Below are 23304 nucleotides of genomic sequence, written 5' to 3' on the forward strand. Positions count from 1 at the left end.
AGACTTGTGCGGTGATTCTTCAGGGCTTGATTCCGGCGCTTTCGCGTGCCTCCACGTTCGATGCCGCCCTCGCCTTTGCGGCCCGTGACGCCGACTTCTCGCTCACCGAGGGCCTCCGCGCCCCGCTGCTGGCCGCGCTGCTCGAGCAGCGCGACAGGTTGGACAAGGGCCGGGCGCTGTTGATCATCACCGCAACCGGCCGTGAGTCCGAGGCGCTGCGGGAGAACCTGGGCTGCTTCTCCGACGACGCCGAGATCGTCGAGTTCCCCGCCTGGGAGACCCTGCCGCACGAGAGGCTCAGCCCCAGTGCCGAGATCGTGGGCCGCCGCCTCTACGCCCTGAGGCGGATGCGCGACTGGGAGGCTGCGGACGCCGCCACCCGGCGCCCCCTCATCGTGGTGGCCTCGGTGCGCGCCGCCCTGCAGCCTGTGGCCGACAACCTCACCGACTACGACCCGCTCGAGCTCACGGCCGGCGGCCGCGGCCACGACCTCGCCGCCATCGCCGTCGACCTCGTCAACGTGGCGTACGCCCGAGTGGACATGGTCACCCGGCGCGGCGAGTTCGCCGTGCGCGGCGGCATCCTCGACGTGTTCCCACCGATGGCCGCGCACCCGTACCGCATCGAGTTCTTCGGTGACGAGGTCGAGCAGATCCGCGCCTTCGCGGTCGCCGACCAGCGCTCGATGCCCGAACCCATCGAGTCGGTGACCCTGCCGCCCAGCCGCGAACTGCTGCTCAGCCCCGCCGTGCGCCAGCGCGCCCGGGAGATGCAACACGAGTTCCCCAGCCTGGCGGGTCTGCTCGCCAAGGTGGCCGAGGGCATCCCCGTCGAGGGCATGGAGAGCCTCGCGCCCGCCCTCGTCGACAGGCTGGTGCCCGTCACGCACTACCTGCCCCGCCAGGCCGCCGTCGCCGTGATCTCGCCGGAACGGGTCGCCTCCCGCGCCATCAGCCTCGCCGAGACCAACCGGGAGTTCCTCTCCGCCGCCTGGAACGCCGCCACCGCCGGCGCCGAGGCCCCCATCGACCTCGCCAGCGGTGACTTCCTCACCCTGGGCACCCTGCGCGACGCCGTGCGGTACTCGGCCCCCGGCGCCGGGGCCAGCGAACGGGTCTGGTGGACGTTGAGCTCCTTCCAGGCCGCGCCCACCGACATCCCGGTGCTGCCCGAACACCGCGAGATCGACGAACTGCTCACCATCCGCATCGAGGGCGACGCCGTGCCGAGCTTCGCCGGCAGCGTCGAGGGCGCCGTCGGGCACCTCTCCACGCGCCTCAAGGACGGTTGGACCGTCGCCGTCGTCGCGCAGGGCGCCGGCCTCGTCGACCGCGCCGCCGACGTCCTCTCCGGCGCCGAACTGCCCGCCCGCATCGTGGAGGAGTTCCCGGCGAACCCGGAACCGGGCATCGCCTACCTGATCAAGGCCTCCATCACTCACGGGTTCGAGATCCCCGAGACCAAGCTCACCCTGGTCAGCGAGAGCGAGTTCTACGGCCGCACCGTCGGTTACGACGCCCGCCAGATCAAGAAGCTCGCCAGTCGGCGCAAGAACGTCGTCGATCCGTTGCAGCTCAAGACCGGCGACCACGTCGTGCACCAGACCCACGGCATCGGCAAGTTCCTCGAACTCACCCAGCGTGAGGTCTCCAGCGGCGGCCGCAACCCGGTCAAGACCACCCGCGAATACCTGGTGCTCGAGTACGCGCCGTCCAAGCGCGGTCACGGCGGCGACAAGCTCTACGTGCCCACCGACCAGCTCGACCTGGTCTCCCGCTACGTCGGCGGCGAGGCACCCGCGCTGTCCAAGATGGGCGGCAGCGATTGGTCGGCCGCCAAGACAAAGGCCCGGCGGGCGGTGCGCGACATCGCCGTCGAACTCGTCAAGCTCTACTCGGCACGGATGGCCAGCAAGGGTCACGCATTCGGCCCTGACACGCCCTGGCAGCGTGAGCTCGAGGAGGCGTTCCCGTTCGCGGAGACGCCCGACCAGCTCACCACCATCGAGGAGGTCAAGGCCGACATGGAGCGGCCCATCCCGATGGACCGGTTGCTGTCCGGTGACGTGGGCTTCGGCAAGACCGAGGTCGCCGTGCGCGCAGCGTTCAAGGCCATCCAGGACGGCAAGCAGGTGGCCATGCTCGTGCCGACCACCCTGCTCGTGCGCCAGCACATGGAGACCTTCCAGGAGCGCTTCGCCGGGTTCCCCATCCACCTGCGGGCGCTCAGCCGGTTCCAGACCGACAAGGAATCCCGCGAGACCGTGGCCGGCATGCTCGACGGCACCGTCGACATGGTCATCGGCACCCACCGGCTGTTGTCGGAGAACACGATCTTCAAGGACCTCGGCCTGGTCATCATCGACGAGGAACAGCGTTTCGGTGTCGAGCACAAGGACGCTCTCAAGAAGCTCAAGACCAACGTCGACATCCTCGCCATGAGCGCCACGCCCATCCCGCGCACCCTGGAGATGGCCGTCACAGGCATCCGGGAGATGTCCACCCTGGCCACCCCGCCGGAGGACCGGCACCCGATCCTCACCTTCGTCGGGCCGTACTCCGACCGCCAGGTGGCCGCCGCCATCCGCCGCGAACTGCTTCGCGAGGGCCAGATCTTCTTCGTGCATAACCGCGTCTCCAGCATTAACCGGGTGGCCGCGCAGCTGGCCGAACTGGTGCCGGAAGCCCGCGTCGCCGTGGCGCATGGGCAGCTGCCGGAGGCGCAGCTGGAACAGGTGGTGGTGGACTTCTGGGAGAACAAGTTCGACATCCTGGTCTCCACGACCATCATCGAGACCGGCCTGGACATCGCCAACGCGAACACCATCATCATCGACAGGGCCGACAAGTACGGGCTCAGCCAGCTGCACCAGCTGCGCGGCCGGGTCGGCCGTGCCCGGGAGCGTGCATACGCCTATTTCCTCTACGACGAGAACAAGCCGCTCTCCGAGATCGCGCACGACAGGCTGGCCACCATCGCGGCCAACAACGAACTCGGCGCCGGCATGCAGGTGGCGCTGAAGGACCTCGAGATCCGCGGTGCGGGCAACCTGCTCGGCGGCGAGCAGGCCGGTCACATCGCCGGGGTCGGCTTCGACCTCTACCTGCGCATGATCGGCGAGGCCGTGTCGACCTTCCGCGGTGACGTGGCCGAGGGCCAGACGGAGCTGCGGCTGGAGCTGCCCGTGGACGCGCACATCCCCGAGGAGTACGTGGACAGCGAGCGGCTGCGCCTGGAGGCGTATCAGAAGCTCTCCGGCGCCAGCGGGCTCGCGGCCGCCGACGACCAGATCGGGCTCGTGCTCGAGGAGCTCACCGACCGCTACGGCGAACCGCCCGAAGCCGTCACCAACCTCATCGCCGTGTCCAGGCTGCGCAGGCACGCGCAACAGGCCGGCCTCGGTGAGGTCGTCGCGATGGGCTCCAACCTGCGGGTGGCGCCGGTCGACCTGGCCGACTCCATGCAGGTTCGGGTGCAGCGGATGTACCCGGGTGCCAAGTACTCAGCCGCGGCCGGGTCGATGATCGTGCCGCTGCCGCGCCTGAACGGCGAGCCGCTGGCCGACGCCGCCCTTATAGCGTGGACGGGCTCGCTGCTGGACGCGGTGTTTCCGCGGCCCGTCGATACTGCCGTGCCCGCGCACTGACCACGACGGCCGAGACCAGGATCGCGAAGCCCGAGCCCAGCAGCACGGCGAGGGTAGCCTCGTCGACCACCTCGACGCTGCCGGCGAAGGCGAGCGCGCCCATCAGCAGTGACACTGTGAAGCCGATGCCGCCCAGGCAGGCGACCATCACGATGTCGATGAACTTGAGCCCGGACCTGGACCCGTTGGGGCGCCGGGAGATCAGGCTACCCAGGCTCCCGGCCAGGGTGATGCCGATCAGCTTGCCCACCGGCAAGGCCACCAGGATGCCCCAAAACGCCGGGCTGAGCTCGGCCAGGCTCACCTGCGGGATGGCCACGAGGGCCGCCGAGAACGCGAACAGCGGCAGGATCACCGCGTTGGAGTACGGCTCGAGCACGTGGTGGGTGCGGCCACCGGGCACCCGGGCCATCACCAGGCCGAGGATCACGCCGGCGATGGTGGCGTGCACGCCGGAGAGATAGGTGAAGTACCAGGTGGCCACGCCGAGGACGATCAGCAGGACGATGATCGGCCAGACCGGCTTCCGGCCCAGCACCCACGGCGAACGCGGCTTGAGCAGCCGGCTGGTGACCCCGAAGAGGGTGGCCGTGATCGCCGCGAAGCCGATGTACTGCAGCTCGGGGTCCTGGGTGAAGAAAAACGCGATGATCAGGATCGCCACGAGGTCGTCGAGCACCGCCAGGGCCAGCAGGAACACCCGCACCCGGGTGGGGATCCCGCGGCCGAACACCGCCAGCACCCCCAACGCGAACGCGATGTCGGTGGCCGTGGGCACCGGCCAGCCCGCGGCCAGCCCCGAGCCCTGGGTGAGCAGCAGGTAGATGCCGGCGGGAACCGCGACCCCGCCGAGCGCGGCGAGGGCGGGCAGCGCCGCCTTGCCGAAGCTGTTCAGGTCGCCGATCACCAGTTCGCGTTTGAGCTCGATGGCGATGAGGAAGAAGAAGATCGACAGCAGTCCGTCGCTGATCCAGTGCTTGGCCGACAGGTCCAGCCCGAACAGGCCGGTGTGCAGATGTTCGTTGGCCGCCTCGATCAGCGCCGGACCGAAGGCGAGATTGGCCATGATCAGGCCGAGCACACCGGCGAGAAGCAGGAACCCGGCGGCGTAGCGTTCGGAACGGATGAAAGTCATGGAGATCCTGTCCACCCACGGTAAAAGCGGGTCGGTCGTACGTCGTGAGCGAAACATTTCGCCCGCCGACCAGACTTCCCGGCACACCAGCGTTCAGTTTAGTCCCGCCGCCTACGATGGAGTGTGACCGAATACGCCCAGCCCACGCCATCCGCTTTCGACGAGCTCGTCGCCACGGTCGCCCGCCTGCGTGCGCAGGGCGGTTGCCCGTGGGACGCCGAGCAGACCCACGCGTCGCTCGTGCAGTACCTCACCGAGGAGACTCACGAGCTGATCGAGGCGATCGAGAGCGGCAGCCGCGACGACCTGCTGGAGGAGCTCGGTGACGTGCTCTACCAGGTGGTCTTCCACGCGAGCATCGCCGCCGAGACACCGGGGGAGGACTTCGACATCCAGGAGGTGGCCGCCCGGATGACTCGCAAGATGGTCGGCCGGCACCCGCACGTCTTCGCCGAGAGCGGCGCTCAGAAGACCACCGACGAGGTCATCGCCGGCTGGGATGACGTGAAGGCCGCCGAGAAGCCGCACCGCACCAGCGTGCTCGACGGCATACCGCAGGGCATGCCGGCGCTGGCGCTGGCCGACAAGGTGCTCGGCCGGGCCCAGAAGATCGGCCTGCTCGAGACGGATGCGCCCGCCCTGCTGCCCATCGACAGCGAGGCCGAGCTGGGCCCGATCCTGCTCGCCATCGTGTCCGCGGCCAAGGCCCAGGGGCTGGACTCCGAGCGGGCGCTGCGCACCGCGCTCCGCGACCTGCAGGACGAGATCCGCGCGGCCGAGCAGGAGAGCGGCGACGGGTCCTTCGGCGTGGCCGACGGCGACCCGGCCGACGCCGGCGTTATCGCGTTCCCCACCGCATAGCGCCAGGCGGTGCGGCCCGCTAACGTCGCAGCATGACCGAATCGACCTTCAACGCGCTCCTCACCCAGCAAATCGGCAACGAGTTCGCCGCGTCCCAGCAATACATCGCCATCGCCACCTGGTTCGACAGCCAGGACCTGCCCCAGCTGGCCGCACACTTCTACCGGCAGTCCGTAGAAGAGCGCAACCACGCGATGATGCTCGTGCAGTACCGGCTCGACCGGGGCCTGGAGGTCGTGATCCCCGGGATCCCCGCCGTGATCAACGGTTTCGCTGACATCGTCGAACCGATCGCGCTGGCCCTCGCGCAGGAACAGCAGGTCACCGCTCAGATCGAGGCGCTCTTCAAAGCCGCCCGCACCGACGGCGACGCCCTCGGCGAGCAGGCCATGCTCTGGTTCCTCAAGGAACAGGTCGAGGAGGTCGCCTCCATGTCGACCCTGTTGACCATCGCCAAGCGCGCCAAGGACAACCTGTTCGACATCGAGAACTTCATCGCCCGCGAGCAGGTCGGTGACGCCGGCGGCGACGCCGACGCGCCCGGAGCCGCCGGCGGCGCGATCTAACGCCGCGGCGGGGTCGGGCCGGGCGACCTGACAGAATTGGGGCATGGCAACAGCAGTGACCCCTCCCCGCGGCATGCGCGACTTCCTCCCGGCCGACAAGGCCACCCGCGAAAGGGCTCTGGGCATCATCCGCTCCAGCTTTGCCGCGCACGGTTTCGACGAGATCGAAACGCCCGTGATGGAAGACACCATCAGGCTGCACTCCGGCCTCGGCGGCGACAACGAGAAGCTCGGCTTCGCCGTGCTCAAGCGCGGAATCGGCCCGGCCGACCTCGTGACGGCCGCCGAGGCCGACGACCTGCTCTCCCTGGCCGACCTGGGGCTGCGCTTCGACCTCACGGTGCCGCTGGCCCGGTTCTACGCCAGCCACCGCGCCGAGCTGCCCACGGTGTTCCGCTCCATCCAGATCGCCCCGGTCTGGCGCGCCGAACGCCCGCAGAAGGGCCGCTACCGCCAGTTCGTGCAGTGCGACATCGACATCATCGGCGAGGCCGGCCCGCTTGCCGAGATCGAACTGATCACCGCCACCGTCGCAGCCCTGGACAACCTGGGCCTGACCGGCTGCTCGATCCGCATCAACGATCGCCGCATCCTCACCGCCATGCTCAGCACCTGGGGCGTGGCCGGCAACCTCACCGAACGCGCCCTGATCACCCTCGACAAGCTCGACAAGATCGGTGTGGACGGCGTCGTCACCGAGCTCGGCGGCCTCGGAATCGACACCACCGGCCTGGCCGACACCCTCGCCGGGTTCAGCGACGCCGGCTGGCCCGACCCGCAGGATGCGCCGGCCTGGCTGGACGCCGCCGCGTACGCCGACCTGTCCGCGCTGCGGGCCGCGCTGCCCGGAGTCGCGCTCGAGTTCGACCCCACCCTGGTGCGCGGGATGGGCTACTACACCGGAACCATCTTCGAGATCAAGCACCCCGACCTGGGCTACTCGCTGGGCGGCGGCGGCCGTTACGACGGCATGATCGGCCGGTTCCTCGGCACCGACGTGCCCGCCTGCGGCTTCTCGATCGGGTTCGAACGCATCGTCGACCTGCTCGCCGGCTCCGACGACGACACCGAGTCCGCCGTCCTGCTCGTTCACGAGAAGGATGCCGACCCGGCCGCCCTCGTCGCGCTCAAGACCGCCCTCGTGGCAGAGGGCCTCCGGGTGCGGCTGGACAAGCGCACCAAGAACCTCAAGGCTCTGCTCGAACGGGCCGGTGCCGCGGGTTACGGCCGGTTCGCGTTCGTGACCGATGACTCCGTCGAGCCCGACGACCTGGTCTTCAAGCCGCTGGCCGGCTGAACCGAGCACCGGCTGAACGGTTGATGTTCCGGCGGTGAACGGGACTTCAGTCCTGAGCGGGCCGGCGAACCGGTCACTAGACTGTTCTACGGACTGGAACACAGCGGCGTCTTCCTCAAAATCCACACGGACTTAGAATCCAAAAATCGATACACAGACAGACACAGGAGATAGTTGTGGCTCTTATTGACGCAGTTGTTGCACGCGAAATCCTCGACTCTCGGGGCAACCCGACCGTCGAGGTCGAGGTTTTGCTCGAGGACGGCACGCTGAGCCGTGCCGCCGTACCCTCAGGCGCCTCGACCGGCGCCTTCGAGGCCTACGAGCTGCACGACGGTGACAAGAAGCGTTACCTGGGCAAGGGCGTGCTCAAGGCCGTCGGCTCCGTCACCGACGAGCTCGGCCCGGCCGTCGAGGACCTCGACGCCGCCGACCAGCGCATCATCGACATGGTCCTCAACGAGACCGATGGCACCGTCAACAAGGAGCGCGTCGGCGCCAACGCCATCCTCGGCGTGAGCCTGGCCGTCGCCAAGGCCGCCGCCAGCTCGGCCGACCTGCCCCTCTTCCGCTACCTCGGCGGCCCGAACGCGCACACCCTGCCCGTTCCCATGATGAACATCATCAACGGTGGCTCGCACGCCGACAACGACGTCGACATCCAGGAATTCATGGTTGTCCCGCTCGGCGCCCCCACCTTCAGCGAGGGCCTGCGCTGGGGCGTTGAGGTCTACCACGCCCTCAAGGGCCTGCTGAAGAGCAAGGGCCTGGCGACCGGCCTCGGCGACGAGGGTGGCTTCGCCCCCAACCTGCCCAGCAACCGTGCGGCGCTCGACCTCATCGTCGAAGCCATCACGCTGGCCGGCTACACGCCCGGCACCGACATCGGCCTGGCGCTCGACTGCGCAGCCACCGAGTTCTTCAAGGACGGCGTCTACCACTTCGAGGGCAAGGAATTGACCTCCACCGAGATCGTCGCTTACTACGCCGAACTCCTCGAGGCGTACCCGCTCGTCTCCATCGAAGACCCGCTCGAGGAAGAGGACTGGGAAGGCTACGTCCACCTCACCGCTCAGCTCGGCGACAAGGTTCAGATCGTCGGAGACGACCTGTTCGTCACCAACCCGATCCGCCTGGCCAAGGGCCTCGAGATCAAGGCAGCGAACTCCATCCTCATCAAGGTCAACCAGATCGGCACCCTGACCGAGACGATGGACGCCGTCGCCCTCGCCCAGCGCGCCGGCTACACGACCGTCATCTCGCACCGCTCCGGTGAGACCGAAGACACCTTCATCGCCGACCTCGCGGTCGCCACGGATGCCGGCCAGATCAAGACCGGCGCCCCGGCCCGCAGCGAGCGCGTTGCCAAGTACAACCAGCTCCTGCGCATCGAAGAAGAACTCGGCGAGGCCGCGGTCTACGCCGGCCGTTCCGCGTTCCCGCGTTTCAAGGGCTAATCCCCTCTGAACCACCCGGGCTCCCCGCTCATCGGACATCGTCCGGGGCGGGGAGCTTTTTTTTGGGGCGTGCGCCACCGCCAGGCTGCGGGTTTGCACAGGATCCGGGTTCGCGGGCCGTGGCGAACGGTGCGGGCCGAAAGATCTGGCACTCTAGAACCGGGGCATTTCTGTGTGCCCCGGCGAGCATCACCCACCGAGCACCCGACGGGAGTCACCGTGACCTTCACCGGTTCTGGCATGACCCCACCGCGCCTGCCCAAACCGCGCCGGGCGAAGCCGCACAGTACCGAGTCCCGCGGTACCGAGTCCCGCGGAACCGAGTCCCGCGGAACCGAGTCCCGCGGAACCGAGCCCCGCCGGACCGAGCCCCGCCGAACGGAGCAGAGGGCGGTCAAACTCGCCACCGACGAGACCGCGGTGCGCAGCTGGCTCCGTGGCCTGCGATTGAGCGGATTCTCCTTCGTGATGATGGGTCTTCTGGTGCTCGCTGTCGTCGTGCTCGCGCCCAGTGTGCGCACCTACGCCGAACAGCGCAAACAGATCGACCAGCTGAGCGACACCGTCGCAGCGCAACAGGATTCGGTCGACGACCTCAAGGCGGAGCGGGAACGGTGGAACGACCGCACCTTCGTGACCACCCAGGCGCGGGACCGGCTCTCCTATGTGCTGCCCGGTGACATCAGTTTTCTCGTGATCAACGACAGCGGAGCCAGCGTCGACGACGCCGCCGACACCGCACCCATCAGTACCGCCATCCAGGACACCGAAGTCGACTGGGTCGACTCCGTCTTCCGATCGGTGATGACATCCGCACTGGCCCCCCAGGAGGCAGCACAATGACCCGACCGCCCTTCGACCCCGCCTCCGAGGCCGACATTGCCACGGTCTCCGCGCAGCTCGGCCGCCCCGCCCGCAACGTGATCGGCATCGCCGCCCGCTGCACCTGCGGCGCGCCCACCGTCGTGGCCACGGCGCCGCGGCTGGAGGACGGCACCCCGTTCCCCACCCTGTACTACCTATCGCACCCCGCCGCCACGGCCGCGCTGTCGTTCCTGGAAGCCACCCAGGTGATGAACGAGTACAACCAGATGCTCGCCGACGACGAGGACCTGCGCGCCCACTACCGGGCCGCACACGAAAGCTTCCTGGCCGATCGCGAGATGATCGGCGTGGTCCCCGAGCTCGCCGGCGTCTCCTCCGGCGGGATGCCGGTGCGGGTCAAGTGCCTGCACGCCCTGGCCGCGCACGCCCTGGCGGCCGGTCCCGGCGTCAACCCGATCGGCGACCTGGCCCTGCTGCGGGCCGCCTGGTCGCCCCAGGTGTGCGAGTGCCTGGACTACGCTCCGCCGGCGGTCCCGCCGGCCGACGCGTGACCGGCGCCGCGCGCCGCATCCTCACCGGCGTCGCGATCACCCTCGCGGCAGCCGTCGCGGTCGTGGGCGTCGTCGGCGACACCTCCGTCGCCCGCGCCGACCAGGTACGCGACCTCGAATACTGGCTGAATGACTACGGCTTCAGCCAAGCCTGGACCACCACCAAAGGAGCCGGCGTCACCGTCGCCGTCATCGACACCGGTGTCGACGGCAGCATCACCGAGCTCAACGGCGCCGTCGTCGGCGGCACCGACGTCTCCGGCGTCGGCTCGTCGAACGGCCAGACCCCGGTCGGCGCCGAGAACGAACACGGCACACTGGTGGCATCCCTCCTCGCCGGCCGTGGCACGCCAACCGGCGGCGGCCTGATCGGCGTGGCGCCAGAGGCGTCCATCCTCGCCGTCTCGGTGGCGTTCGGCACCAGTGACGCCGTGCTCAGCAATGACGACCAGATCGCCGCGGGCATCCGGTGGGCCGTCGACAACGGCGCCGACGTGATCAACATGTCACTCACCCGCAACACTCTGGACTGGCCGACCAGTTGGGATGACGCGTTCATGTACGCGTTCGAAAACGACGTCGTGGTTGTCGCTGCGGCCGGCAACAGGGGCAGCGGAACGACCGAGGTCGGCGCCCCCGCCACCATTCCCGGCGTACTCACCGTCGCCGGTGTCGACCAGTCCAAGGAGGCCAGCTTCGACGCCTCCTCGCAGGGCATCACCATCGCCGTTGCCGCACCCAGCGAGAAGCTCGTCGGTGTCGCGCCCGGCGGCGGCTACATGGAGTGGAACGGCACCAGCGCGGCCGCGCCGATAGTCTCCGGGCTGGTGGCCCTGGTGCGCTCGGCCTACCCGAAGCTGGATGCCACCGAGGTGATGAACCGGATCATCGAGACCGCGAACCCGAACGGGCACACGGTACCGAGCCCGATCTACGGCAACGGCCTGATCGACGCCGCCGCCGCGGTCTCCGCGTACGTGCCGAAGTCCACCTCCGCCACGCCCGCCGAGCTCCTGCAGGAGTGGATCACCCTGCACCGCCGCGCCGACGCCGCGCCGATGACGCCCGCCACACCGGGAACTCCGGTGCCCGTTGTCCCGGATGCCGACCCGCCCCTGCCGGAGCAGAACAGCGCCGCCGGCTGGCTGCCCAGCCCCCTCACCCTCACCTATGTCAGCGTGCCGCTCGCCGTCCTGGTGGGTTTTGCTATCCTAGTAACGCTGTTCGGCATTGGGGCCACGCGGCATTTCAAGCGAATTCGTTCTCATCTCTAAACTTTCGCGTATCCAATCCCTGTAGGAGGCCTTCTAATCGTGCCCAAAATTCTCATCGTCGGTGGCGGCTACGCGGGTTTTTATACCGCCTGGAAGCTTGAGAAGTGGTTGCGTCCCGGCGAGGCCGAGGTCACCATGGTCGATCCGCTGCCGTACATGACCTACCAGCCGTTCCTCCCCGAGGTGGCTGCCGGATCCATCGATCCGCGTCACTCGGTCGTGGCCCACCGTCGCCACCTCAAGAAGACCAATGTGCTCACCGCCAAGGTCACCAACGTGAACCACGCGGAAAAGAAGGCCACGATTACGCCGCCGGTCGGCGAACCGTGGGTCTTCGACTACGACATCATCGTGGTCACCGCCGGCGCCGTGTCGCGCACCTTCCCGATTCCCGGGGTCGCGGACCAGGCCATCGGCCTGAAGACCATCGAGGAAGCCGTCGCGATCCGCGACACCGTCCTCACCAACTTCGACAAGGCAGCCCAGCTGCCCGCCGGCCCCGAGCGGGACCGCCTGCTGACCTTCGTGGTCATCGGTGGCGGCTTTGCCGGCATCGAGGTGTTCGCCGAGCTGCGCTCCTTCGCCAGCTCGCTGCTCACCAAGTACCCGCAGATCGCCTTCGAGGACACGCACTTCCACCTCATCGAGGCAATGGGTCGCATCATGCCGGAGGTGAGCGAAACCACCGCGCTGTGGGTCATCAAGAACCTCGCCGAGCGTGGTGCAGAGGTGCACCTGAACACCCAGCTCACCTCTGCCGTCGACGGCAAGATCGAGCTCTCCACCGGGGAGTCCTTCGAGACCGACCTGATCGTCTGGACCGCCGGCGTCATGGCGAACCCCGGCATCGTGCGCAACACCGACCTCCCGGTCGAAGAGCGCGGCCGGTTGCGCGTGCGCGCCGACCTGCGTGTCGGCACCGAGGACGAGATCGTCGTCGACGCCTGGGCCGCCGGTGACATCACCGCGGTTCCCGACCTCTCCGGCGGCGGCGTCGGCGGCTTCTGCGTGCCGAACGCCCAGCACGCCGTGCGCCAGGGCAAGCTCATGGCCAAGAACATCGTCGCGGTCCTCCGCGGTGAGGGCCCCGCGGACTACAACCACAAGAACCTCGGAGCCGTGGCCGGCCTCGGCGTCGGCGTCGGCGCATTCCAGTCCGGCAAATTCGCCCTCAAGGGTTTCCCTGCCTGGATCGCCCACCGCGGCTACCACGGCCTGGCCATGCCGAGCTGGGAGCGCAAGATCCGCGTCGTCGGAGGTTGGGTCCTGAACCTCTTCCTGGGCCGCGACATCGTGTCGCTCGAGGCCGTGCAGACGCCTCGCGCCGTGTTCCAGGAGTTCGCGTCCCGTCCGAAGCCGCCGGCAGCCGCACCCGCGGTCGTCGCCCCGGCCGCGGTGAAGGCCCCGCGAGCACCGCGCAAGGCCCCGGTGAAGAAGCCCGTCGTCGAGGTCGCCGCTGCCGAATCAGGCACGGAGACCATCGCAGCACCGTAAAGTCACCGGTGGATGCCGCACCCCGGTGCGGCATCCGCTCGTGATGCCCGGCTAGACCGGGCGTGCCCCCGTAGCCCAACCGGCAGAGGCAGGCGACTTAAAATCGTCACAGTCTGGGTTCGAATCCCAGCGGGGGCACCAGGAATCACCCGGCGCGGCGCGCCTCAGCGTCGGCCCGGCAGTACGAAGCGCTGCCACGCCCAGGCGGCCACGCTGACCACGGCGAAGCCTGTCGCCACCACCCAGAGCAGCATCGCGGTGCCGGTGCCCGTCCAACGCGGAAGCATGGGCGAGAGCAGCGTGAACAGGGTGAGGAAGGCCGGCACCGTCAGGGCGGCCCAGATCGGCGGCGACCAGGCCAGGATGCTGCGTCCACTCGTATTCCCGATCGGAATGAGCACGAGCACGGCCGAGCCGATCGAGGCCAGCACGACGGTGTTCGCGACCTCAGCGGCCAGGGTGCTGAGGAAACCGTCGGCCGCCGGTAGGGTGCCGACGACCAGCAGCGACGCCAGTCCCAGGGCGAACAGGCTGCCGGCCCGGATGGCGGCCAACTGGCCCCGTTGGGCCAGGCCGGGCCCCGCGCCCACGACGACGCTGCCCAGCAGGCCGAAGAGCAGGGCGGGCTGGAGCTCGAACAGTCTGGAGGCGAGCGCGGTGACGGCGACGACCGCGAGGTACCGCGGCAGGATCGTCGTGGTCACCTCGATGTGCAGCGCCCTGGACCCCCACCACTGCGGCACCAGGGCGGCCACGGCGTTCACCACCACGAGGGCGAGAACCACGGCCAGCAGCAGCCGGAGATAGGCCGGCGTCGCGGACACCGGGCCAGACAACAGGACGAACACGGCGGCGGCGACGACGGTGCCGCCGTAGGCCACCCAGCGGTTGACCTGCAGGGTCGGGGCGACCTCGAATTCCTCACCGGCGCGGTTGCGGCCGGCGAGCTGGTGGCCGCGAAGGAGCGGCCGGCCGTCTCGCGCCCGGGTGATGGTGCCGGCCAGCAGCCGGGCCGGAATCACGAGCAGCAGCAGGGCTCCCAGCGTGAGCATCGCCGCCTGCAGCCAAGGGAATTGCGCCACGGTCCAGGGCGGGATCACCGCGGTGCTGAACTGGGTGGGGTCGTTCCAGCCGCCTCCTGGCACGGTCAGCTCGGGCGGTGCGGCGGCGTCGCCGTCGTTGGGGGCGGCGGGCAGCGGGCTGGGCGAACCGCTGCCCGGTGTGGCCGTGGGGGTCGCCAGTGCGGTCGCCGTCGGGGCAGGCACGACGGGCGGGGCGGCGGTCGGTGTCGGTGCCGGTGCGGGCGCCGCGGTCGCGGCACCGAAGGTCACCCGGATCGCCGAGCTGCCGGGGCTCACATTGCCGGCGGCATCCTGCTGTACGGCGCGCAGGTCGTACGAGCCGTTCGCGATGCCGGACCCTGTGCACGACCAGGTGCCACCGGACACGACGGCGCTGCAGACCGAGTAGGCGCCGGCGAAGACCGTGACGGTGGCCCCGTTCTCGCCCCGCCCGGAGAACGGCCCGGCGGCGGAGGTCAGCGTGGCGTCGGCGGCGGGACTCGTCACGACGGGCGCGGCCGGGCCGTCGACGTCGAAGGTCAGGCTGATCGGATCGCTTGCCGGCGACGACTCCGGGGCGCTGAACGAGGTCTGCTGTGAGGCGGTGATTTGCTGCGCCCCGCTCGACACTGCGCCCTCCAGCAGGCAGGCCCACACCCCGGAGGTGTCGACGGTGAACGAACAGCTCGCTCCCGCGGCGAGAGTGGCGGTGACGGTGGCGCCGGGATAGCCGGCGCCGCGCACCATCCCGCTCGAAGAGGAATGGCCGGTCGAGCCGCCCGTGATCGTCGGGGCCTGCAGCACCCGCACGGTGTGGACCGCCGCGAGGGCGGAGTCCCCGGGCACCTCCGCCCGCAGGTCGACGGCGGGTCCGCTGGGCAGGACCACTCCGGGGCACTGCCAGGTGGACGACCCGTCGGCGGCGACGGTGCACAGCGGAGCACCGCCGGTGGGGGAGAGCAGCTGAATGTCGTGTGTGGGGTCACGGGTGCCGGAGACGGTGACGCTCCCGGCCACGAAGGCGTTGGCGCCGGGGCTGTCGATGGTGGGCGCGGCGGGGGCGGGCGGAGCCGGCGACTCGGACGGCGTCTCCGCTGGTGACTCTGACGGCGAGTCTGGCTCCGACGGCGCCAGCGAGGCGTCGGGAGTCGTGGTTTCGGCCGGTGCCGGTTCGGTCGCGGTGGCAGGCGCCGTCTCGGTCGTGACGGCCATGGCCGGTTGGACCGCACCGGCGAGCGGGCCGATCAGCACGGTGCCGACCAGAGCCGCGAGCAGGATCCCGAACGAGGCCACCCGCGTGCGTGTGGGTCGCCGAAGACCCCGACCGGTTCGTGTGTTCGACCCGTGCGCGCTGAAACGGCGTGACCTCTGCAATGGACTCCCTCAGACCATTCCATGGGCCATGGCCAGGAATGTCAATGTGGCGCGCCCGACCGAGGAGATCCTGCGCCATAATGTGCACTGGGTCAACTGCCCCACTATTCGACGTTAACGACGCAGGACAAGGTGACCAGGTGACACGCATTCCCGCCGCGGACCGGCGCAGCGCCCTGGTGCGTGCCGCGTTACGGGTCGTCGCCGACCGGGGCGTGGCCCAGGCCACCACTCGGGCTATCGTGGCCGAGGCCGGGATGTCGCTGGCAAGCTTCCACTACGCCTTCCAGAGCCGCGACGAGCTGATGGTCGAACTCATCAGGCACGTCGTGGCTGAGGAAGCCACCGCCGTGCTACCTGAGCCGTCCAGCACGGAATCGCAGGGACAGGACGACATCCAGTCGCTGCGGCAGATCCTGCGCGACGGACTGCAACGCTACGCCGATCACATGAGCCGCGACCCCCTGAGAGAGAAGGCCATGCTCGAACTCACCCAGTACGCCCTCAGGTCCCCGGGGTTGCACCACCTCGCCGTGGCCCAGTACGAGCGCTACCACGCCCTCGCGGCCGAGGCGCTGGACACCGCGGCCCGGCGAAGCGGCTCGGTCTGGCTGCATCCCGTCGGCGAGGTGGCCCGCCTTCTCGTCTCCCTCACCGACGGCCTCACCATCGCCTGGCTGGTGGATCGGGATGACACCGCCACCGCCACCCTGCTCGATTTCGCCGCGGACTCCGTCGCCGCGCTGGGCCGGCCCGCATGAGCCTCGACCTCTCACCGCGGCCGACCGGTCCGGCTGCCACGCCCTGGCTCGACCCGCAGCAGTACTGGCCGGACCTGACCGAGGCCACCCGGGGCCTGGACACCCCCGTGGGGGCGCTGCACCTCGGGGCCCTGCGGCACAACACCCACGACATGCTCGGCCGCGCCCAGGGCACCCCGATCCGGGTGGCCAGCAAGTCACTGCGGGTACGCGGCGTGCTCGACGCCGTGCTCGCCCTGCCCGGCTACCGCGGCATTCTCGCCTTCACCCTGGCCGAGGCCCTCTGGCTCGCCCAGACCCACGACGATATCGTGGTCGGCTACCCCAGCGTCGACAGGGCGGCGCTTCACACGCTGGCCCGCTCGGCCGACCTGGCCGCCCGAGTGACCCTGATGGTGGACTCGATCGACCACCTCGACATCGTCGACGCCGTGCTCGCGCCGTCGCAGCGTGAACGCATCCGGGTCTGCCTCGAACTGGACGCGTCCTGGAACGCGCCGGTGCTCGGCCACCTGGGGGTGTGGCGCTCGCCCGTGCACACGCCGGAGCACGCCAGGGCCCTGGCCCTGGCCATCGTCTCCAGGCCCGGCTTCGAGCTGGTCGGGCTGATGGCGTATGAGGCGCAGATCGCCGGTCTCGGCGACAGACCCCCTGGCCACCCCGTGCAGGGCGGGCTGAACCGGTGGGTGCGCAATCGGTCGATCGTCGACATCACGGCCCGGCGCGCCGCGGCGGTCGCCGCGGTGCGGCAGGTCGCCGACCTGGAATTCGTCAACGGCGGCGGCACCGGCTCGCTGGAGAGCACCCACGCCGACACTTCGGTGACCGATATCGCGGCCGGGAGCGGTTTTTTCGGCGGCCACCTGTTCGACAGCTACTCGGGCTTCCGGCCGGCACCGGCCGCCGCATTCGCCCTGTCGGTTGTGCGGAAGCCCACCGCGCAGACGGCGGCCTTGCTCGGCGGCGGCTGGATCGCCTCCGGTCCGCCGGGGGCGGATCGCTCACCGCGCCTGGTCTGGCCGGAGGGTCTGAGCCTGGTGCCGCGCGAGATGGCGGGGGAGGTGCAGTCACCGGTCACCGGGTCTGCCGCCGCCGCACTGCGGGTCGGCGAGCGTGTCTGGATGCGGCACACCAAGTCCGGCGAACTCAGCGAACATCTCAACGAATTCGCGCTGGTCGAGGACGGTATCGTGGTCGACATGCTGCCGACCTACCGAGGCGAAGGCAAGGCCTTCCTGTGACGGCCAGCGGCGCCCGCTGGCAGAACTGGGCACGCAGCGAGTCCGTCGTGCCGGTCAGGGTGGAGCGGCCGACCAGCGCGGCCGCCACGCAACGCGCCGTGCTCGCCGCTGTGAAATCGGGCGTCAGGATCAAGGCCGTCGGTTCCGGACACAGTTTCTCGGGCATCGCGGTTTCGCCCGGCGTGCAACTGGACCTGGCCTGGGGCGGGTTGATCGACGTCGACGAGGCCACGGCCAGGGTGACCATCGCCGCCGGCACCCGCCTGCACCAGCTGCCCGCGCTGCTGGCCCCCTACGGGCTCGCCCTGGAGAATATGGGCGACATCGACAGGCAGACCATCGCCGGAGCCACCTCGACCGGCACGCACGGCACCGGCGGCGCCTTTGCCGGCCTCGCCGCCCAGATCGTCGCCGTGACGCTGGTCACCGGCGACGGTTCGGTGCTGCGCGTCACCGAGACCGAGAATCCCGAGCTGCTACCCGCGGTGCGACTGGGGCTCGGCGCCCTGGGTATCCTCGTGGACCTCACCATCCAGTGCGTGCCGGCTTTTCTCCTGCACGCCGTCGACGCACCGGAGCCGTTCGAGGCCGTTCTGGACGGCTACCTCGAGCGCAGCACCTCGGCCGACCACTTCGAGTTCTACTGGTTCCCGCACACCGAGACCGCCCTCACCAAGACCAACACCCGGCTGCCGCCGCGCACCGGCCGGGACCCGCTGGGCCGGCTGAACCGCTGGGTCGACGACGAACTGCTCGGCAACGCGGTGTTCCGCGCCACCTGCGCGGCGGGAGTGGTCCTGCCGCCGCTGGTGCCCAGGGTCAACCGCCTCGTGGAACGGCTCACCGGCCGCCGCGACGTCACCGACCACTCGCATCGGGTTTACGTCACGAACCGCACCGTGCGATTCCACGAGATGGAGTACGCGCTGCCGCGCCAGGCGGTGCCGGACGCGCTCCGCGAGGTGCGCGCCCTCATCCAGAAGCGCGGCTGGCGCATCTCCTTCCCCCTCGAAGTACGCTCGAGCGCGGCCGACGATGTCTGGCTCTCCACCGGCTACGGCCGAGACACCGGCTACATCGCCGTGCACAGGTACTTCCGCGAGAACCCGCAGAAGTACTTCGCCGACGTCGAGGCGATTATGCGCGCGCACGACGGTCGCCCACACTGGGGGAAGATGCACAACCTGGACGCGGACACGCTCCGCCAGGTCTACCCGCGCTTCGACGACTTCCTCGCCGTGCGGGACCGGCTCGACCCGGAGCGTCGATTCACCAACCGTTACCTGGAAAGAGTTCTTGGGCCATGAGCAGCAACACCCCGGCGTCCCGCGCCTGGCAGCACCGGGCCGCCGAACTGGGCGATCGGCTCCCCACCGGTTTTCAGATCGGCACGGCCACCTCGGCCTTCCAGATCGAGGGCGGCGCTCGTGACGGCGGCCGCGGCGAATCCCATTGGGATGCCTTCACCCGCGAGCCCGGCCGCATCCTGGACGGCCAGAACGCGTCGGTCACCGCCGACCACATCGGCAAGCTGACCGAGGACGTCACCCTGCTGCGGGAGTTGGGCGCAGACAGCTATCGGTTCTCCTTCGCCTGGCCGCGCCTGCAACCCGACGGTCGTGGGACGCTGAACCGGTCGGGTCTGGCGTTCTACGACAGGCTGCTCGATCAGCTGCTCGGCAACGGCATCAGCCCGATGGCAACCCTGTCGCACTGGGACACCCCCGCTGCGCTCCGTGGCGGCTGGCTGAACCGTGACACCGCGATGAGATTCGGCGATTACGCCCACGAGATGGGTGCGGTCTTCGGCGACCGCATCGACCGGTGGGTCACCATCGCCGACCCGGCGACGGTGATGTTCAACGGCTACATGATCGGCGTGCACGCCCCGGGCCAGGCCCTCTTGTTCGACGCGTTACCGGCCGGCCACCACCAGCTGCTCGCTCACGGCCTCGCCGTGCAGGGGCTGCGCGCCGCCGACGTGCGCGGCGGGATCGGCCTCGCCAATGTGCACTCGCCGGTGCAGAGCGCCACCGACCGGGAAGCCGACCGCGACGCCGCGGCCCTCTACGACCTGCTGCACAACCGGCTCTTCGCCGATCCGGTGCTGCTCGGCCGCTATCCGGACCCCGTCGGGGTGTTCGAGAACGAGCTGCGCTACCTGCACGAGATCGAACCCGACGACCTGCGCACGATCCACCAGCCGCTGGACTTCTACGGCGTCGAGTACTTCCAGCCCAGCCGGGTTGCGGCCGGAGCGGCCAAACCGGTACGCGCGCCCGAGGACCGTCCCGCTGAGGAACGCCCGATGAGCAGCCGGTTGCCATTCCACCTGACCTCGTTCCGCGAGCATCCGGTCACCGGGTTCGGCTGGCCGAACGCACCCGAGTACCTGCCGGTGCTGCTGGCCGAATTGCAGGACCGCTACGGCGAGGCCCTGCCGCCGGTCTACCTCACCGCGGGCGGCGCGAGCTATCCCGACACAGCGGATGTCCGTGGCGCGGTGACCGACCTGGCCCGCATCGACTACCTGGCCGAGCACCTCGTCGCGGCCGTGGACGCCGTCGCGCCCGGCGGACCGGCCGAGGGGGTTGACCTTCGCGGCTATCTGGTCTGGTCGCTGCTGGACGGCTTCGAATGGGCGGCCGGCTACACCCAACGCTTCGGCCTGGTCCACGTGGACTTCATCGACCCCGCCCGCAAGCGCACCCCCAAACTCTCCTACCGTTGGCTCCAGGAAGTCCTCAGCGCAAGATAGGTTCGCGAGGTGTGAGATAAGCCCCAAAAACCGGCCCGGATGGGTGCTTTTCTCACACTTCGCGGACCCGGGCGGGATGATTCCTTGGAGTGTGATGGGAAGCACATGGGAGCCCCAGCGGGCTTCGTTATGATGGGGCTCGAACACGTATCGCCCAGGTCAAATCGCAAGGAGACGCTGCCATGGAATGGCTCATCCCGGTCCTCATCGTCGTCGCACTCGTTGCGATCGCGGGTATCTACCTGTGGGCGACCTACAACTCGCTCATCACCCTCAAGGTGCGGGTGGATGAAGCGTGGAGCGATATCACTGTGCAGCTCAAGCGCCGTGCCGACCTCATCCCCAATCTGATCGAAACCGTCAAGGGCTACGCGGCTCACGAGAAGTCGGTTTTCGAGAACGTGACCAAGGCGCGCGCCGAGACTCTCTCCGCGCAGGGCCCGGTGGACGCCGCCGCGGCCGAGAACCACATGCAGACGGCCCTGAAGAGCATCTTCGCCGTCGCCGAGGCGTACCCGCAGCTGCAGGCCAGCCAGAACTACCTGCAGTTGCAGGGCGAGCTGGTCGACACCGAAGACAAGATCCAGGCCTCCCGCCGGTTCTACAACGGTGGCGTGCGCGAGCTGAACACCAAGATCCAGGTCTTCCCGAACCACCTGTTCGCGAAGAACCTCGGTTTCAGCCAGCGCGAGTTCTTCGAGGTCAGCGACGCCGCGGCCATCGCCGAACCGCCTCGCGTGCAGTTCTAGCCGCCACACCTGTAACCGCAGCCCCGAAGAGGACCCATGTACAGCGCGATCGCGCGTAACAAGCGCAACACCGTCTTCATCATTGTGCTGTTCGTGGTGATCATCTCCGGGCTCGGCTGGCTCGCCGGTCTTGCCTACGGCGTACAGGGTCCCGGCGTGCTCATCCTCACCCTGGTGATCGCCGGCGGTTACGCGCTGATCCAGTACTTCGCAGCCGGTCGGCAGTCGATCGCCATGAGCGGGGGCATCCGGGTGAACAGCGTCACCGATCACCCCCGGCTCTGGCGCATCGTGGAGAACCTGTCCATCACCACGGGCACGCCGATGCCCGAGGTGTACATCATCAACGACCCGGCGCCCAACGCCTTCGCCACCGGCCGGGACCCCAAACACGCCATCGTGGCCGCCACCACCGGTCTGCTCGACATCATGGACGACGCCGAACTGGAGGGCGTCATGGCCCACGAGATCGGGCACGTGCGCAACTACGACATCCGCGTCTCGATGATCGTTTTCGGCCTGGTCGTGGCCGTCGGTTTCATCTCCGACATCTTCCTGCGAATGGCGTTCTTCGGCCGCGGCAACAACAACAACGGCAACCCGATCGTGCTGGTGTTCGGCCTGGTCGCCATGATCGTGGCCCCGCTGATCGCCTCGGTCGTGCAACTGGCCGTGTCGCGGCAGCGCGAGTACCTCGCGGATGCCACCGGCGCGCTGACCACCCGTCAGCCGGATGCCTTGGCCAGCGCCCTGGCCAAGCTGGGCGAGTACGGCCGCCCGATGCGCAAGCAGAACACCTCAATGGCGCACCTGTGGATCGCCGACCCGCTCAAACCCGGTGTGATGGACAAGCTCTTCGCCACCCACCCGCCGCTTACCGAGCGCATCGAGCGACTGCACGCGATGGGCAGCACCTTCTAAAGCGCTAGATCTCTGGCGCTAGAACTCCGCGGCGAGAGCGGCCGCGAGGTTGCCGCGGGGGACCACCTCGATGTCGGACAGACCCTGCCAGGCCGCGGTGCTCCGCAGAACCTCGGCCAGGCGTGCGGCGGTGTCGGCGGGCGCGGTGGGCTCGGCCCAGCTGGCCTGCACCCTCAGCACCCCGGCCTGCCTGTCGTTCTTGAGGTCGACACGGCCCACGATGGTGTCGCCGAGCAGCACCGGCAGCACGTAGTAGCCGAACTGCCGTTTCTCCTGGGGGGTGTAGATCTCGATGCGGTAGTGGAAGCCGAACAGTCGTAGCGCCCGCGCCCGTTCCCAGACCACAGGGTCGAACGGGCTGAGTACCGCCGCGGCGTCCAGCCGGCGGGGCAGCCGGGCGTCCCGGTGCAACCAGGCGGCGCCGGCGGCCCCGCCCCGGCCCCAACCGGGAACCTCGACCGGAATCAGCTCACCCGCATCCTCGAGCTCGGCGATGGCGGCGCGGGCGGGCTCGGTGCGCAACCGGAAGTAGTCGGCCAGGTCTTTCACAGTGCCGATGCCGTGGGCCCGGGCCGCCTGCGAGATGAGCGCACGGTGCGCGTCGGCGGCCGGTACCTCGCGGTCGAGCAGCGCGGTCGGGAAGACCTGCTCGGGCAACGCGTAGACCCTCTCGAACCGTTGGCGGCCGCCGCTGACCACGTCGCCCCAGCGGAACAGCGTCTCCAGGCCGATCTTCACATCCGACCAGCCCCACCAGGGGCCGCTGCGTTTGTTGGCGTCGTGCTCGATCGCGCTGGCGCGCATGGGGCCGTTGGCGGCCAGCGCGGCCCGCAGCCAGGCCAGCATGGGTGCGTTCTCCTGCGACCAGTGGGTGTCGTCGGCGGCGGCCTTGTCCCTGTATGCCTGCATCCGCCAGCGGAACAGCGGCCAGTCATCCACCGGGATCAGCGACGCCTCGTGCACCCAGTACTCGGTGAGCCGCGGCTTGGCGCCGGTGCTCAACCTGTCGAGCTGGGCCTTGTCGTAGGGGCCGAGACGGCTGAAGGCCGGCACGTAGTGGCTGCGTTCGAAGACGTTCACCGAGTCGATCTGCAGCAATCCGAGCCGCTCCACGAGGGCGCCGAGCTGGCGGATGCCTGGAGTGGGCGCGGCCGGGCGGCCGAAGCCCTGCGCGGCGAGGGCGACACGGCGGGCGAGGGCAGGCGAGATCGTCTGGAGCACGCCTCGACCCTACCGGCGGCCGGCGACATCCGACGTTCACGCCGCGTTCAACCCTGCGGTGTGCCTGCGCAACCCGCCGCTTCTAGTCTCGCAGCGACCGGTACAGCCGGC

General features: G+C 69.4%; 18 protein-coding genes and 1 tRNA gene. 16 read left to right on the forward strand and 3 right to left on the reverse strand.

What is annotated here, in order from left to right:
• Window positions 1-11 precede the first annotated feature (11 nt).
• Entirely contained in the window at window positions 12-3647 is a 3636-nt protein-coding gene (gene mfd / locus E3T22_RS00245) for a transcription-repair coupling factor (protein WP_103429772.1), read from the forward strand.
• On the opposite strand, the gene E3T22_RS00250 is transcribed toward mfd, so the two are convergent.
• Window positions 3574-4782: a Na+/H+ antiporter NhaA gene (locus tag E3T22_RS00250; RefSeq protein ID WP_134409332.1), complete on the reverse strand. Its 1209-nt coding sequence runs from the start codon at window positions 4780-4782 to the stop codon at window positions 3574-3576. The genes mfd and E3T22_RS00250 overlap by 74 nt on opposite strands.
• Window positions 4783-4905: 123 nt before the next feature.
• On the opposite strand from E3T22_RS00250, the gene E3T22_RS00255 reads away from it, so the two are divergent.
• The 9 genes from E3T22_RS00255 to E3T22_RS00295 all read left to right on the forward strand — a co-directional run bounded on the left by E3T22_RS00255 (window position 4906) and on the right by E3T22_RS00295 (window position 13248).
• Window positions 4906-5643 (forward strand): MazG family protein, encoded by a 738-nt coding sequence (locus E3T22_RS00255; RefSeq protein ID WP_134409331.1) that lies wholly within the window; start codon window positions 4906-4908, stop codon window positions 5641-5643.
• 32 nt (window positions 5644-5675) lie between these two features.
• Window positions 5676-6209, forward strand: a complete 534-nt coding sequence (locus tag E3T22_RS00260) for a ferritin (protein ID WP_134479675.1) — start codon at window positions 5676-5678, stop codon at window positions 6207-6209.
• Window positions 6210-6252: 43 nt separating this feature from the next.
• Window positions 6253-7506 (forward strand): histidine--tRNA ligase, encoded by a 1254-nt coding sequence (gene hisS / locus E3T22_RS00265; RefSeq protein WP_103461583.1) that lies wholly within the window; start codon window positions 6253-6255, stop codon window positions 7504-7506.
• Between the two features lie 176 nt (window positions 7507-7682).
• Entirely contained in the window at window positions 7683-8963 is a 1281-nt protein-coding gene (eno, locus tag E3T22_RS00270) for a phosphopyruvate hydratase (RefSeq protein WP_088456721.1), read from the forward strand.
• Window positions 8964-9203: 240 nt separating this feature from the next.
• On the forward strand, window positions 9204-9806 hold the full coding sequence (locus E3T22_RS00275; RefSeq protein WP_134479677.1) for a septum formation initiator family protein: 603 nt from the start codon (window positions 9204-9206) through the stop codon (window positions 9804-9806).
• Entirely contained in the window at window positions 9803-10339 is a 537-nt protein-coding gene (locus E3T22_RS00280; protein WP_088456719.1) for a DUF501 domain-containing protein, read from the forward strand. The genes E3T22_RS00275 and E3T22_RS00280 overlap by 4 nt, the downstream gene beginning before the upstream one ends.
• Window positions 10288-11613 (forward strand): S8 family serine peptidase, encoded by a 1326-nt coding sequence (locus tag E3T22_RS00285; protein ID WP_370289869.1) that lies wholly within the window; start codon window positions 10288-10290, stop codon window positions 11611-11613. Before E3T22_RS00280 ends, E3T22_RS00285 begins: the two co-directional genes overlap by 52 nt.
• A gap of 39 nt (window positions 11614-11652) precedes the next feature.
• Window positions 11653-13107, forward strand: coding sequence for an NAD(P)/FAD-dependent oxidoreductase (locus tag E3T22_RS00290; RefSeq protein ID WP_088456718.1), 1455 nt, complete (start codon window positions 11653-11655; stop codon window positions 13105-13107).
• 64 nt (window positions 13108-13171) lie between these two features.
• Window positions 13172-13248 (forward strand) — tRNA-Leu (locus tag E3T22_RS00295).
• A gap of 23 nt (window positions 13249-13271) precedes the next feature.
• On the opposite strand, the gene E3T22_RS00300 is transcribed toward E3T22_RS00295, so the two are convergent.
• Window positions 13272-15461, reverse strand: coding sequence for an Ig-like domain-containing protein (locus E3T22_RS00300; RefSeq protein WP_134479679.1), 2190 nt, complete (start codon window positions 15459-15461; stop codon window positions 13272-13274).
• 221 nt (window positions 15462-15682) lie between these two features.
• Between E3T22_RS00300 and E3T22_RS00305 the strand changes: the two genes are divergently transcribed.
• The 6 genes from E3T22_RS00305 to E3T22_RS00330 all read left to right on the forward strand — a co-directional run bounded on the left by E3T22_RS00305 (window position 15683) and on the right by E3T22_RS00330 (window position 21972).
• Entirely contained in the window at window positions 15683-16303 is a 621-nt protein-coding gene (locus E3T22_RS00305) for a TetR/AcrR family transcriptional regulator (RefSeq protein WP_166789236.1), read from the forward strand.
• Window positions 16300-17544: an alanine racemase gene (locus tag E3T22_RS00310; RefSeq protein ID WP_088456715.1), complete on the forward strand. Its 1245-nt coding sequence runs from the start codon at window positions 16300-16302 to the stop codon at window positions 17542-17544. The genes E3T22_RS00305 and E3T22_RS00310 overlap by 4 nt, the downstream gene beginning before the upstream one ends.
• Window positions 17541-18851, forward strand: a complete 1311-nt coding sequence (locus E3T22_RS00315) for a D-arabinono-1,4-lactone oxidase (protein WP_134479682.1) — start codon at window positions 17541-17543, stop codon at window positions 18849-18851. The genes E3T22_RS00310 and E3T22_RS00315 overlap by 4 nt, the downstream gene beginning before the upstream one ends.
• A complete protein-coding gene (locus E3T22_RS00320) occupies window positions 18848-20302 on the forward strand; it encodes a glycoside hydrolase family 1 protein (RefSeq protein WP_134479684.1) in 1455 nt (484 codons plus the stop codon). Before E3T22_RS00315 ends, E3T22_RS00320 begins: the two co-directional genes overlap by 4 nt.
• Window positions 20303-20484: 182 nt before the next feature.
• Window positions 20485-21051 carry a LemA family protein gene (locus E3T22_RS00325; RefSeq protein ID WP_088456712.1) on the forward strand — a complete coding sequence of 189 codons (567 nt, stop codon included), beginning with the start codon at window positions 20485-20487 and terminating at the stop codon, window positions 21049-21051.
• Between the two features lie 36 nt (window positions 21052-21087).
• Window positions 21088-21972, forward strand: coding sequence for a M48 family metalloprotease (locus E3T22_RS00330; RefSeq protein ID WP_103429758.1), 885 nt, complete (start codon window positions 21088-21090; stop codon window positions 21970-21972).
• Window positions 21973-21990: 18 nt separating this feature from the next.
• On the opposite strand, the gene E3T22_RS00335 is transcribed toward E3T22_RS00330, so the two are convergent.
• A complete protein-coding gene (locus E3T22_RS00335; RefSeq protein ID WP_134479686.1) occupies window positions 21991-23193 on the reverse strand; it encodes a winged helix-turn-helix domain-containing protein in 1203 nt (400 codons plus the stop codon).
• Between the last annotated feature and the right edge of the window lie 111 nt (window positions 23194-23304).

Source organism: Cryobacterium sp. TMB3-10 (assembly GCF_004402305.1).
Classification (GTDB): Bacteria; Actinomycetota; Actinomycetes; order Actinomycetales; family Microbacteriaceae; genus Cryobacterium; species Cryobacterium zongtaii.